Consider the following 13,147-nt stretch of genomic DNA (forward strand, 5'->3'; position numbering starts at 1 on the left):
ACAAAGTAACAGACCTATTATTTTGTAGTTTTTTTTCTATATTTGAATTGTAGGTAAAATAAATTGTTATATTTCAAATATATTTTCAAGATAAGTCAAAATAATGCAGCAACCAGTTTTTCGAGATCTAACGATTTTGAACTGGTGAAAGAGTTAGCGCTTACATTGATAAAGTGCCAGAGACCTAATCAGTCATGGCGAAATGTAAATGAAAATGCAGATAGCTACTCTAATTAAACTGTATATATAACAAGTTAATTTACAAAAATTAACTTAAAAGTGAATAATAATTTGGAAAATAACTTATAAGTGAATACTTTTGCACATATAAAACCAATAGCACAATATAATAAGGTTTCTTATTATTCTGTTTGTATAGAAAATAATGAAACTTCTCTTTTTGAGGAGTTTATAGCGTATCATACAATCACTAACAAAGAGAAATTAAACCATGTGTTGGATTGGATTAAACTAATAGGAAATAAATATGGCGCACAGTCTCATTTATTTAGACCCGAAGGAGAAACTGCTGATGCTTCGGCATTACCTCCCAAAGGTATTGAGAGAAAACCTCATTACACCGAGTACGGCAAAAAGAAAGCAAACAATATCCGTCTGTATTGCTTAAGAGCCAATGAAAATGTAGTGTTTTTATTTAATGGCGATATTAAAACTGCCCATTATGCACAAGATTGTCCAAATGTTCGAAAACATTTCAAATTAGCAAACAAACTTACAAAAGCGATTGACAGTGCTTTTGCAAACAAAGACATCGTTTGGAACGATGATTGTACAGAAATCAATTGTGAAGATGATTTTAAACTACAATTCTAAAAAATTATGAAATTTCCCCAAAATAATAGTATTGACACTTGGCTTGATGAAAATGGAAGCCCTGAAATAGCAAAACTTGTAGAAAAGAATCTTGCTATTGCTAACAAAATTCAAGAATTACTTAAAGATCGAGGTTTAAAACCCGCTGATTTAGCACGTATGCTTGAGAAAAAGCCATCTGAAATAAGCAAATGGCTAACAGGAACACACACTTTTACTACCAAAACAATTACTAAAATAGAAACAGTATTAGCTGAAGACATTATTCATATCGAAGCTCAAAAAGAATACGTTTATTTAAAAGTTCATGTCAATCAAGAAGAAGAATTGGAAGATACACTATTTGAAAATTCAGAAGTTTTTGCTACAGAAAACAGTTTAGATAAGAAAGTATCATAATTTATGGATAATAATAAAATCGTACCATCTAAGATTCATTTAAATAATATTAGATGGGAAAAAGAAAACACCATTTTGGTTTCTGAAAAATTAGAGAAGAAACCTACTTACGATATTAATATTGCTCATAACATGATGCATAACTTGGAAAAAGAGGTTGTTAAAATCAAACTTTTTTTGGATGTTAGCGCGGTTATTGACGGAAAAACTATAAATCAAGGCGGTAATTATGAGGTTGATTTCTTTTTCAAAATAGAAGATTTGAAAGATCATTATCAAATAAATAATGAAAAACCATTATTTAGTGGCGTTTTTGTCTCTACCCTTTTAGGAATTTCCTATTCTACTTTAAGAGGTATGGTATTTACTTTATGGAAAGACACATTCTTGAGTTCAATTATTTTACCCGTTATTGCAGTACCTGACTTATTAAAAAGTAAGAAATAATCAAACTAGAAAACAAGACCATAAAGTATACCATCTGCTCTTCGAGGTCTGGAGACTCCACTAATAGAGAGTATATTATGAGTTTAGTCAAACAAGCAATCTTATAAATTAGAACCCTCCCGATTAAAAAATCGGGAGGGTCGAAGGTTCGAATCCTTCAGCCTTTTACAAATAAAAAAATATGAGATACGTTTTAGCATTTTTTCTGCCATGGTTATCCTTACTATTACAAGGTAAAATTGTATCGGGCATCTTTTGCCTAGTTTTACAAATCACAATTATAGGTTGGATACCTGCTTGTATATGGGCTTTTAGTTCCTTAAACAGAATGTACGCCGATAGAAGAACAGATAAGATTATAACGGAAATGAAAAAAGCAAATTAAATCCAAACTCTTAAAAGCAGCTAACAGCTCCGCATCCTCATGACTAGAAACCATGCTCTTCGAGTTCTCCCGACTTCGAACTATGTTATCCCAAACCTGATGGCGTAATTGCATTCCGTGGCTGTTAATGAAAAACGTACAACCCGAGTCGGGTGCGAAGTACGAGCGGCTGGGGTCGCGATAGGAAAATTTGTCCGATAATTTTCGGTGTAAAAATATTCAGGCTTGAAATCGAAGATTCATGAATACCAAAAAACAATAATAACCCATGAATATTTTTTGTTTCTTTTGAAATCAAAGATTCACGAACTCCAATAAATTATTAACTCGTGAGTAATCAAGACAAAAGAAAAATTGTTCTTCAGAAATAATAATAATAATAATAATAATCCTCTTCAGACCGCCCTTATAGTTTTCATACCAAAAAATCACGGTAAGGATTTAAGCATTGGCCGTAGGGAGTGACCCCGGAGCCGAGTGTGAAACACGAGCGGCTGGGGTCGCGATAGGAAAATCCGTCCGATGATTTTTGGGATAAAACTATTCAGGTTTGAAATCGAAGATTCATGAATACCAAAAAACAATAATAACCCATGAATATTTTTTGTTTCTTTTGAAATCGAAGATTCACGAACTCCAATAAATTATTAACTCGTGAGCAATCAAGACAAAAGAAAAGAATCTCTTCATAGACAAAAATAGAATAACAGCAGTAAACGTACAATTATACCCTTTTCAGACCGCCCTTATGTTTTTATACCAAAAAATCACGGTAAGAATTTCAGCGCCGGCCGAAGGGAGTGACCCCCGAGCCGAGTGTGAAACACGAGCGGCTGGGGTCGCGATAGGAAAATTTGTTCGATGATTTTTGGTGTAAAAATATTCAGGATTGATTTTTTGTTTCTTTTGTATCAAGACAAAAGAAAAAATTCTATTTATAGACAAAAAATAGAATAGCAACAGTTTTTTGTTTCTTTTGAAATCGAAGATTCACGAACTCCAATAAATTATTAACTCGTGAGTAATCAAGACAAAAGAAAAGAATAACCATTATAAAAAAGAAAAGCCCATTCCTTTCGGTTTGGGCCTTAACTTGGTCTAACTCTTGGTCACAAAACCAAAAAAAACTACTGCTTGTACTTCTTAAGTATAAATTTGAGCGCCATAGATATTCCAAAACTGACTATGGCTCCAATGGCAGCCAATAAAACAGTTTTCAAAACATCCTCCGAATCTAAATTCGGCACAACACTCAAAAACGTACCACCGGCGGTACCCATCAAAGTGGGATTACTCGTTGTCATCCTGAAACTGCTGTGAGGCATTCTCATTGATAGTGGTAATCTGACTAATTACTGATAGTACACCACCGGCAACGGCCAAATACCCTCCAATGGAACTGACTACAATAGGCAAGGCAATGGGTGCAGTCAAAATAACACCGCCAACCGCCGCCAATGCCAATCCGATATTGCGAAGCACTCTAAAAAATTTCGATGTTGGAGCTTTCGCTCTTTTTACTATATTCATAATATTTGATTTTTTATTCCCTGTCATCCTGAGCGGAGTCGAAGGATTAAGATTGAACAATTAATGAAACTATTGCGGATTGCTTCAAAGCGGTATAAACCATTTTTTTCACGGTAGTAAAAGCCTGTCGGGATTGCAAACCCAAACCGGCCCCGGAAAGTTCCGTTACAGGAGCAATACAACCATTCAATTGGTTCAAGGCATTATTAGCAGGATGCAACAAAATAGAACTTCTGTTTTTTACAGCAACCACTTCAATATGCCATTGAAATTTCCGACTGTATCGCTTTCGCAATAAATAGTACCCTTCCGGAATGCAGGAAACGCCCTTTTCATTTTCTCTCCAAGGCAATTCAATGGTATAGCAGAGAAATTGGCCGTCACAAGCAAGTTTTCCGTTAGTTCCTTCAGGCAAATAAGTTCTGGACAGTACCAAAACCATCTTACAATCCGCTTACTTGAACCAATGATAATGGATTGTAGGAACCATTTTTCAATGGATACATTCTACCATTTACCTCTTGATAATACTCCACTCCTAAAGCCAAAAATAACGGACTTACGCTGTTTGGACTTACCGAATTCAAATGATTGATGACAACAGTTGGAGTCATATCCCATAGAAGAATGGCCGTTTCTGAACTGGTAACAACGAAAGTTTCTGCTTCAAAATTAATTTCAGCCCCAGCTGAAATAATTTTAAAATGAGTAGTTCCACTTGGAGCTGCAATCATATTCGCTGGGATAAATGAAGCCAAATCAACAGTGATTTCCCCTGTAACTCTGTCAATCGCTCCCACAAAAGGAGCAAACAAACTGGTTCCCAATTTCCCACCGATATTAAACTCAAAGCCTGCTAACAATTCCGCCTCGCCATCAATGACGTTACGCAATCCACGCTCATTAACCAAATCCGCTTGGATCACTTTGACCATGGCTTGGGTAAGTCGGCTCACCATTCTGCTGTCGGCAGAATTCAAAAGCAAGGTTCGCAATGCCATTCTCAAAGTTTTACCTGCCTTCCCTGCCCTACCAAATTCAGAACCATTTTCACGTGTCCGCTGAAACGCAGGATCGTTCGCAATTCTGCTCGCATCAACTCCACCTTTCTCACGCGCCAAATGGCCATCTTTGGTTTTGTAAAAAGTAATATCCCCGATAGTACCTTTCAATTTAATTATGCCTTTCTGTCTTGCCATAATTGCTAAAATTTAAGTTTAAAAATAATTGAACTGCTCTTTCATCCTGAATATTCGTTGCAACTAAATCTGGAATGATTACAGCAAAGGTTCGCTCAATTAAAGCACTTTTCAAAAAGCAGATGTCAATAATGGTACTAAAAAGCCTATAATTACCTATTTTAGTCAATTCATAAGTAATTAATTTTCATAACTTTACAAATAATAGATACAAAAAAATCCTCGATTGGGGTAAACAACAAGAAAGTCCATAGACTTAGATAATGCATTAAAAATAAAAAATGTGATTGCAAGTAACATCAGGGTATGTATCTATCCGAAAGATGTACAACGTATTACAGGTAAAACATACAGACAAGCAAGGTTGTATCTGCATAAGATAAAAGCCAACTTGAATAAAGAGCCACATCAACTACTTTCAATAGAGGAATTTTGTGACTATTCAGGGCTTCAAATGGAACATGTTTTACGTTGTATAATCGGATAGCATTTAAAGCAATTAAAACAGCCGACGTACTTCACATAAGATGACAATACATGTTCAATAAGCAGTTCAAATAATAATGCAGCGACTGAAATTATAATACAAATCATCTGATTTAACCCGTTGTGTAATTATCAGCCTGCACTGAGATTTTGCCGAAAGGTCGAAGGACACTACTCACTAACAACGATTCACTTCTCACTAACAACCATTCACTAACAAAAAAAAATATGGCAAAAGTAATAGCACCCTTCTTAATCAAAGGAACGATAGATGATATAAATTTTGTGGTGACAGCTGACGGAGAGAACTATGCCCGAAGGAAAGGAAATACGGGGGTAACCGCCGAAGAATTTAAAAAAAATCCTATTTTCGACAGAATACGCAATCAGGGACAAGAATTCGGGCAATGCGTCAAAAAAGCAGCCCTGTTTCGACAACTTGCCGTCCGTTTTAACACCTTAGCCAAAGACGGAAGTGTCGCGGGCAGAACAAACAAACTACTTTTTGAAATTCTTCAGGAAGACACCACCCAGCCACAAGGAAAAAGAACACTGACAGAAGGATTAAAAACCAGTGAGGGCAAGGAATGTTTATTGCTCTTTGAAAGCAACAAACTAAGACCGCTAAGAAAAGTACTTAAGATAAGAGAACAATACAGTCCCGAAAAACAAACCGTAACATTTACCGATTTCTTAGCTAAGGAACATTTAGATTGGCCGGAAGAAGCAACGCATGTCCTTTTAGCAACAGCAACAGCCAACTGGGATTTTGAAAACGATTCCTTCCAGACCTGCTACAGTAGTGAATTGATACTCGATAAAGAAGCGGAGAAACAAACCATAACGATAGGTACGGAGAAGCCTTCAGGAAATGAGCTTCATCTGACATTCCTTTTCATAGGATTTCTAAAACAAGATCGAAAAAAACAAATAGTCTTACATCGAAAACACAACACAACAACGGTAATTGCCTATCGCACAGGTCAAACACATTAAAATAAGTTGAAGTTTAAACCACATAGGAGAAACATAGTGTTTATTCCTGCAAAAATAAATTTTGACGATGATAAGAGTTCACAATAGAAAAAAAAGCATTGGCTTTTTTCTATGTCATCTAAATTTCGACTGTTCGGAACAGATTTAAATCAAAAATTAAATTAATTTCTATGTTTCTCCTATGTGGTTCAATTTTTAATGCGTTTGACCTGCTTATCGCACCCCTCAACCCTAAAAAATCGTCATAACAAGGTGTAATGGAAAAAACAAAGTCGTTGCATTCATTTCTATTGCCCAAACTATTTGCAACAGTTGTTACAACTGGGCTTTGCTTATTCATTCGGCATACCTGTCAATCCGTTCTCAGCTGATCCGTTCTCAAATTCAATTAACTTCCTTGTAATCTTTAGACCCTTAGCAAGCCACGGAACGCCCTGGCAGCATAATAGGATTCTGCACCGTTATGATATACGAAGACATTGCCGTAGCGAAAATCAGCAAAAATGGCACCACCAAGTTTTCTGATTTCAGAAGGTGTTTTCACCCAGCTCGATGTTTTCGTATCGAAATTTCCAAGTTGCTGCAACGCTCGATATTGCTCCTCCGTTAAAAGTTCAATGCCCATGGCAGCAGCCATATCAGTAGCGCTAGTTGCCGGTTTATGTTCTTTTCTTGACTCCAGCGCTTCGCGGTCGTAACAAACACTTCTGCGGCCTTTAGGACTTTCCGCTGAACAATCATAAAAAAGGTATTCACCCGTCTTTTCATCATAACGGACAACATCCGGTTCACCGCCAGTTCTTTCCATTTCATGGAGCGACCACAGCTTTTCAATCCCGAAGTTTCGGGAGGCTTCCAGCCTTGCTTCTACTTTAGCCCATTCAAGACCTTTATGGCGGTTTATGTTTCTCTCAAAACGGTCCTTTAATGTGCTGAGTAGCGCTAAACGTTGTTCTGGTGACAATTCCTTTTTATTTTCCATTCTCATTAGGTGTTATTTTAATTGGCGTACAATCTCTTGCAATTGATTATGTACTATGCCAGTCTCTATGTCATTAAGTTAAGCCATTTTGACCGTCACTTCGAGGCTTAATTTTTTCACAAAAAAACAATATAAAATGACATTCATTATGTCACCCTTAGCAGAGTCTGCCTTGAGTTTTTATCGAAGGGTCGAAGTGCTACGTAATAAAAAAACATCAATGATAGTAATTTTAAACAGTAATGCGACAGCTTTAATGTTTAAAATCACTCGAAGAGACGAAAATTATCATCAAAAACCAATTACACCCAACGAGTTAAAATAAATCGATATAAAACTTAAGTCCCAAAGTAATTGCGTAGCCTCTACTAGTTGCAGGTATCTTGAATTAGTGGGTTGACGTTTTTGAAAATACATTAATTACTACAACACCTGCAACAATCAATACTAATCCAATGATTGCAGCTAAATCAGGAATTTCTTTAAAAAAAATTACTCCAACTAAGGTAATAAATACAATTCCAATTCCAGACCAAATAGCATAGGCAACACCAATAGGAATAGTTTTCAAAGCTAAACTAAGGAAGTAGAATGCGCCAATATATCCAATGGTTGTGATTATGGTCGGAATTAATTTAGTAAACTGTTCGGAAGTTTTTAAGGCTGAAGTCGCTACAATTTCAAAAATAATTGCAATAGCTAAAAATAAAAAGCTTTTCATATTTAGGTTTTCTACAAAGTTAACTTTTGTATTTAATTAAAAATACTACCCAAAGTTTTAATGTCGTATTTGACAGTTCAAGAGCACTTGTCGATTGACGAAGGGCGACCGAAGGAAGTCTTTATCTTATCTGAAGTTGTGAGATGTTTTCATACTTAATAATTTATGATTTTACAGGAAAACACAAAACAAGAATATTAAAATCTTCTAATCCTATTATCCATCAACTTCAGATACTTTTCTTTCATGGCATCTGATAAAAAAGATATTTCTACAAGTTCAGTCCATCTGGATAGACTTTTATTCATATCAGATAAAATGATATCAATTGTTTTGTCATTAAGTTCTAAACGTTCTTTTGCGTAATAATCTATCCATTCCGTTGACTTGAAATTATTCTTTTTACCTTTGAGAGATAGCGCTAATTCCTCCTGTGGATTTTTAATGGAAATAGAAGAATTTAAAAAATCATAGACTGGAGTCAAGGTTGTTTTTCCTGCTTTAGTTAGTACTGAAAAGTTCTTTAAGTGCATATCTTCATTCCCTGTTATGAAACAGAATAAAACTCGTTTAAAGAAATCAGCTTTGGCTATAGCAGGAAAGGTACAGTACTCGTCAATTACTTTAACCAACTTTTCCATGGTGTAATCATACTTTGTATCTCTTGAATTACCGGTTAATTGTGCAAAATCCTCAGTGGCATATTTTTTTCCTTTACTGTATCTGTCAAATCTTTTTATAAAATAAGAAAGACTGCCATCCTTTGAATAAATCAATCCATGAAAAGGTACTTCCAGTCCATATACTTTTGCCATTTTCATAGTTACATCTTCATTTTCGGGTAATTCTGGAAAAATATCATTTTGAGGTTTTATAATATAGTTGCCAAACTGATCTACAATTTCAAATTGTTGATTTACAACTGAAATAACGGCACTTAATTTGGGTTGAACTCCTTGAATAGACAATTTCTTGGCACGATTAGCAGCTTCTTGTCTTTGTTCGGCTGCAGTAAATGGCAAATCACTTAATGCGGTAAGTTTAGGAGCAATCATTCGAAGTCCTTTTTCACTGTATTTTTCAGTGCCACATAATTCGTAAGTTATTGGGCATCTATTCTCCATCTTTCAATTCTTTTACCGTTACTGCTCCCACCAAATCATTTCCTGTAGCTACAAGTTGGGAAAAATAATCGTTTTTATCAATTTTACCGATTTTCAAAAGCCCCTCAAGCATTATACCTTCTGGCAATAATCCTTCAAAAAAAGAGGGGAATTTTGCAAAGGAATAATTTTTAGTAGCCAATGGCATAGTCAATGATACCGGTTCTCCTTCATAATTGTCATCATAGGCAAATTGATAACCGCCAGTACTATCTTCAATCAACACTCCTGCCCTTTTATCATGAACCAATATTATTGCTTTTCTCATAATTATTTATGGATTGGACTTTTAAATTGCACTTCAATATTTAATACTTTCAGTATAGCTAAAAGAGTACTCCAACGAACCGTTTCTTTATTTTTCTCAATATCAAAAACGGTAGTCTTCCCTACTCCTGCCAGATTAGCCAATTCTAATTGTGTCAATCCTGCTTGCTTACGATGCTCTTTTATGAAGAGGCCTAAATTAAAATCATTCATATTTTACCTTTTTAGCAGTAAAAATAAACAAATATATGGTACAGCATGGTGTTTTTATTATAAAAATGCTGTTTTTTACTGTTATAGCAGTAAATTATACATGAATCATAGAAAAATACTTAAACAAACAGATATAATTTCATTTTTTACTGTTATAACGGTAATTTTAGCAATCTATTCTCTATTACAAGTTCCCTTGAATGCTATAAAATAGACTGCTTCAAACAATGCATCCCAATTTCTTTCTCAATAGCGCTCAAAACGCCTTATGGCTTGCAGCATAGTGAATTCCGTTCTTGACTCCTTTAGAGCCGGAATAAAATGAAAATTAAAACATAACTTCCTAGTTTTCGGCTCCCTTTTTGGTTGGGGTAAAACGAAAATTAAAACAAAAATTCCTGATTTTCGGCTCCCTTTAGGGTCGGGGTAAAACATAACTTCCTAGTTTTCGGCTCCCTTTAGGGTCGGGATAAAACGAAAATTTTATAAGGTATAGAGACGAACATTTTTTTATCCATATCATTAATTTTTCATCAACTTAAACATAACACTTTAGACTTAAAAAAGTTACGCGTTTGAAACTGTAATTTTCCAATGTTTGTTAGTAATGCTCAAATTTACTTTAATTTTTTTTGTCGTAAATATTTACGAAACTTGCGACAATAACACACTCATAAAAATACAAAAAGTCAAGAGTCGGAGATAATTTCCCCGCTATTCTTTAATCATTTTATTCGGTTTACCAATAATGGATTATTGTCCTGAAAACATTTTGTCGGATCGTTTTTGCATTTCCTCAAAACTCACATCTTCTTTGTGGGTTGTTATCATCCATTTATATCCAAATGGGTCCATTACATGTCCAACTCGGTCTCCATAAAACATATCTTCAATTGGCATTACCACGGTGGCACCTGCATCGACAGCTTTCTGAAATGCTTCATCTGCATCTTTTACATACAATCCAAAAGACATTGGGTTTCCACCAATAGTTTGAGGGCTTTTATTCCCCCATTCAATGTTTTCGTCTGCCATCATAAGTAATGAACCTTCAATCTCTATTTCGGCGTGACCAATTTTTCCATCGGGCATCAGTAACCGGCCTCGTTCTGTTGCACCAAATGCTTTTTTATAAAAGTCAATTGCTTCGCTACATCCTTTTACGGTTATGTAGGAATTCAGCGAGAATGCTCCTGGATAAATGTGTGATGTTTTCATATTTTTAAGTATTATATTTTTTGCTATTCAAATTTGTTTCGCGTAGGCACACAATTTAAAAAAAACGTAATGTATTGTAAATTAAAACAGTACCAGTTTCACAAACTCAAAACTCCGATTAATAATTAACCTTAAAAATACAAAAAAAATTTAAATTATAGGACTGTCCGCTTTGCGGACTAACTTTATTTTTTTGCCAAATATTTAAAGGATTTCTCCAATAAATCTAATTCACTTTTTCTTTAATCTGTGAAAATCCTTTAAATCTGTGGCAAAAATTATTGCTGATATGAGTGAACATTAATGCGACAGCTTTAATGTTCAAAATTGTATCGAGAAGCCCTTACTATCAAAGGACTCTCGATACTTCTCAGAAATTTTCTATCGCAAATTATTACTCTCCCGAAGCGTCGGAACGAACTGACCAATCCTTAACGTAATGACATTTACCTCGAGCGCAGTCGAGAGAAACTCTTCCAATAAATCATATCAAACCATTCCAAAAAACACCGTTCAAACACACTCGTTTTGTCACCTCGAGCGCAATGTCATTAAGTTAAGAGATTTTAGATTGAAGATTAACGATTTCTGATTTGGTGTTGGTAAATATTAAGATTGTCAATTTTACGGGGTCTATCACATCTGAAATCAAAAATCGTTACCCGAGCCTGAAAGAGCGAACTGGCGAAGCAATCAAAAATCAGCAATCATTTCATCAATTTTCCCTTGACGTAATGACATTGACCTTGAGCGCAGTCGAGAGGAGCTGCCAACCAACCGCCTGATAAAACTATTTCAACATAACACGCATTCATCTGTTCTAGTGAACAGTTATCTAATAAAATGAAAACAAATTTGCATTAAAAACGAAATAATAATAATAATAATAATAATAATAAACCCGTTGGTCTAATTATTCAAAACGTCAGTTCGAGTGTTTTTTGTGGAGTAAAACGGAACAAAAAATGTATCGAGAACCGTTTTTTAATACTAATTACACCAGGGTTAATAATAATAATTAAGTGTTGCAGAGGGCAATCTAAAAAATTTAAATATGTAAGAAAAATTGTTATTTATAAAATAATTTTTTATTACTTTTAATTAAAATTAAACACTATGTCAAAAGTGATAGCACCCTTCCTAATTAAAGGAACCATAGAGGATGCAAATTTTGTGATCACAGCTGACGGAGAAAACTATGCTAGAAGGAGAGGAAGAACGAGAGTAACAGTCGAAGAGTTCAAAAACAATCCTGTTTTCGACAGAATACGCAATCAGGGACAGGAATTTGCACTACACTCCTCAACCCTAAAACGGACCACTGAATGCCCACCACTAAACACCGATCACTGAACACTCAAAACTGAACACTCAAAACTAAAAACTGACCACTTTTACTAATTTTACACTATGTTAACATTCTTCCGATCAAAGCCCATACTTAAAGATTTAATTCCGGATCATCACATTGATATTCATTCCCATTTGTTGCCGGGTATTGATGACGGCGCAAGAACTTTTGAGGATACGCTGCGACTTACTCAAGCGCTTCAAGGCATGGGAATTTCACAATTTATTACGACACCACACATTATTCAACAGGTATGGAAAAATACCCATGAACAAATTCTGGAAAAAAAAGCAGCAACTGTTTTAGAACTGGAGAAGAACAACATTACAGCTCCTTTTCATGCAGCTGCTGAGTATTTGATTGACGATCATTTTGTACAACTTTTCCAATCTGGCAATTTGTTGACTTTAAAAGACAATTACGTTCTAGTGGAAATATCGTATATCAATGCACCAATTCAGTTGTATGCTGTACTATTTGATTTACAGATAGCAGGATACATTCCAGTATTGGCACATCCGGAACGGTATTTATTTTATCATAATAATTTTAACGAATACCTGAAACTAAAAAGGGCGGGCTGCCTGTTTCAGTTAAATTTATTGTCGGTTGTAGGGTATTATGGTGCTGCAATTACTAAAACAGCGGAGCAATTACTGCAAAAAGGAATGTACACCTATGTAGGTTCTGACGTACATCATGACAACCACATAGCTGCCTTCAATCAAAAAGTAAAATTAAAAGACGTAGCACCGCTAAAAGAAGCCATAGCCAACAATCAATTTTTTAAGTTTGCGTGACCTATTTTTATATAAAAATGCAACTTCAAAATTTTCGGTTCCCTTTAGGGATGGGGTAAAACGAAAATCGTAATACTTTATCCTATAAACTCTAAATTTTCGGCTCCCTTTAGGGTTGGGGCAAAACGAAAATAAACTACCTCGGGGCAGAGCCCC

At 35.2% G+C, this 13,147-nt stretch carries 16 protein-coding genes; 6 read left to right on the top strand and 10 right to left on the bottom strand.

Translation table 11 applies throughout. From position 1 onward, the window contains the following. Positions 1–309 precede the first annotated feature (309 nt). From E0I26_RS16125 to E0I26_RS16140, 4 genes are all read left to right on the top strand, one after another. Positions 310–834, top strand: a complete 525-nt coding sequence (locus E0I26_RS16125; RefSeq protein ID WP_131917472.1) for a hypothetical protein — start codon at positions 310–312, stop codon at positions 832–834. A gap of 6 nt (positions 835–840) precedes the next feature. Beyond that, a complete protein-coding gene (locus E0I26_RS16130) occupies positions 841–1,233 on the top strand; it encodes a helix-turn-helix domain-containing protein (protein ID WP_131917473.1) in 393 nt (130 codons plus the stop codon). Positions 1,234–1,236: 3 nt separating this feature from the next. After that, positions 1,237–1,680 carry a hypothetical protein gene (locus E0I26_RS16135; protein ID WP_131917474.1) on the top strand — a complete coding sequence of 148 codons (444 nt, stop codon included), beginning with the start codon at positions 1,237–1,239 and terminating at the stop codon, positions 1,678–1,680. Positions 1,681–1,861: 181 nt separating this feature from the next. After that, positions 1,862–2,065, top strand: a complete 204-nt coding sequence (locus E0I26_RS16140; RefSeq protein ID WP_131917475.1) for a YqaE/Pmp3 family membrane protein — start codon at positions 1,862–1,864, stop codon at positions 2,063–2,065. 1,127 nt (positions 2,066–3,192) lie between these two features. On the opposite strand, the gene E0I26_RS16545 is transcribed toward E0I26_RS16140, so the two are convergent. The 4 genes from E0I26_RS16545 to E0I26_RS16155 are packed head-to-tail and all read right to left on the bottom strand — an operon-like array spanning position 3,193 to position 4,794. After that, positions 3,193–3,369 carry a hypothetical protein gene (locus tag E0I26_RS16545; protein WP_165929467.1) on the bottom strand — a complete coding sequence of 59 codons (177 nt, stop codon included), beginning with the start codon at positions 3,367–3,369 and terminating at the stop codon, positions 3,193–3,195. Further along, a complete protein-coding gene (locus E0I26_RS16145) occupies positions 3,356–3,595 on the bottom strand; it encodes a hypothetical protein (protein ID WP_131917476.1) in 240 nt (79 codons plus the stop codon). The genes E0I26_RS16545 and E0I26_RS16145 overlap by 14 nt, the downstream gene beginning before the upstream one ends. Positions 3,596–3,641: 46 nt before the next feature. Further along, positions 3,642–4,037, bottom strand: coding sequence for a DUF5675 family protein (locus E0I26_RS16150; protein WP_131917477.1), 396 nt, complete (start codon positions 4,035–4,037; stop codon positions 3,642–3,644). 1 nt (position 4,038) lies between these two features. Continuing rightward, positions 4,039–4,794 (bottom strand): hypothetical protein, encoded by a 756-nt coding sequence (locus E0I26_RS16155; RefSeq protein ID WP_131917478.1) that lies wholly within the window; start codon positions 4,792–4,794, stop codon positions 4,039–4,041. Between the two features lie 714 nt (positions 4,795–5,508). Between E0I26_RS16155 and E0I26_RS16165 the strand changes: the two genes are divergently transcribed. After that, on the top strand, positions 5,509–6,276 hold the full coding sequence (locus tag E0I26_RS16165; RefSeq protein WP_131917480.1) for a hypothetical protein: 768 nt from the start codon (positions 5,509–5,511) through the stop codon (positions 6,274–6,276). A gap of 406 nt (positions 6,277–6,682) precedes the next feature. On the opposite strand, the gene E0I26_RS16170 is transcribed toward E0I26_RS16165, so the two are convergent. From E0I26_RS16170 to E0I26_RS16195, 6 genes are all read right to left on the bottom strand, one after another. Then, positions 6,683–7,258, bottom strand: coding sequence for a DUF4256 domain-containing protein (locus tag E0I26_RS16170; protein WP_205728808.1), 576 nt, complete (start codon positions 7,256–7,258; stop codon positions 6,683–6,685). 388 nt (positions 7,259–7,646) lie between these two features. Beyond that, on the bottom strand, positions 7,647–7,979 hold the full coding sequence (locus tag E0I26_RS16175) for a DMT family transporter (protein WP_131917482.1): 333 nt from the start codon (positions 7,977–7,979) through the stop codon (positions 7,647–7,649). A gap of 197 nt (positions 7,980–8,176) precedes the next feature. Further along, positions 8,177–9,103, bottom strand: coding sequence for a HipA domain-containing protein (locus E0I26_RS16180; protein WP_131917483.1), 927 nt, complete (start codon positions 9,101–9,103; stop codon positions 8,177–8,179). Next, entirely contained in the window at positions 9,093–9,410 is a 318-nt protein-coding gene (locus tag E0I26_RS16185; protein ID WP_131917484.1) for a HipA N-terminal domain-containing protein, read from the bottom strand. The genes E0I26_RS16180 and E0I26_RS16185 overlap by 11 nt, the downstream gene beginning before the upstream one ends. A gap of 2 nt (positions 9,411–9,412) precedes the next feature. Then, positions 9,413–9,622, bottom strand: a complete 210-nt coding sequence (locus E0I26_RS16190) for a helix-turn-helix domain-containing protein (protein WP_131917485.1) — start codon at positions 9,620–9,622, stop codon at positions 9,413–9,415. Positions 9,623–10,375: 753 nt separating this feature from the next. Continuing rightward, on the bottom strand, positions 10,376–10,840 hold the full coding sequence (locus E0I26_RS16195; protein ID WP_131917486.1) for a VOC family protein: 465 nt from the start codon (positions 10,838–10,840) through the stop codon (positions 10,376–10,378). Between the two features lie 1,410 nt (positions 10,841–12,250). On the opposite strand from E0I26_RS16195, the gene E0I26_RS16200 reads away from it, so the two are divergent. Beyond that, entirely contained in the window at positions 12,251–12,991 is a 741-nt protein-coding gene (locus tag E0I26_RS16200; protein ID WP_131917487.1) for a tyrosine-protein phosphatase, read from the top strand. Positions 12,992–13,147: the final 156 nt, after the last annotated feature.

Origin of the sequence: Flavobacterium rhamnosiphilum, from assembly GCF_004349195.1 — a bacterium.
In the GTDB taxonomy this organism is placed as follows: domain Bacteria; phylum Bacteroidota; class Bacteroidia; order Flavobacteriales; family Flavobacteriaceae; genus Flavobacterium; species Flavobacterium rhamnosiphilum.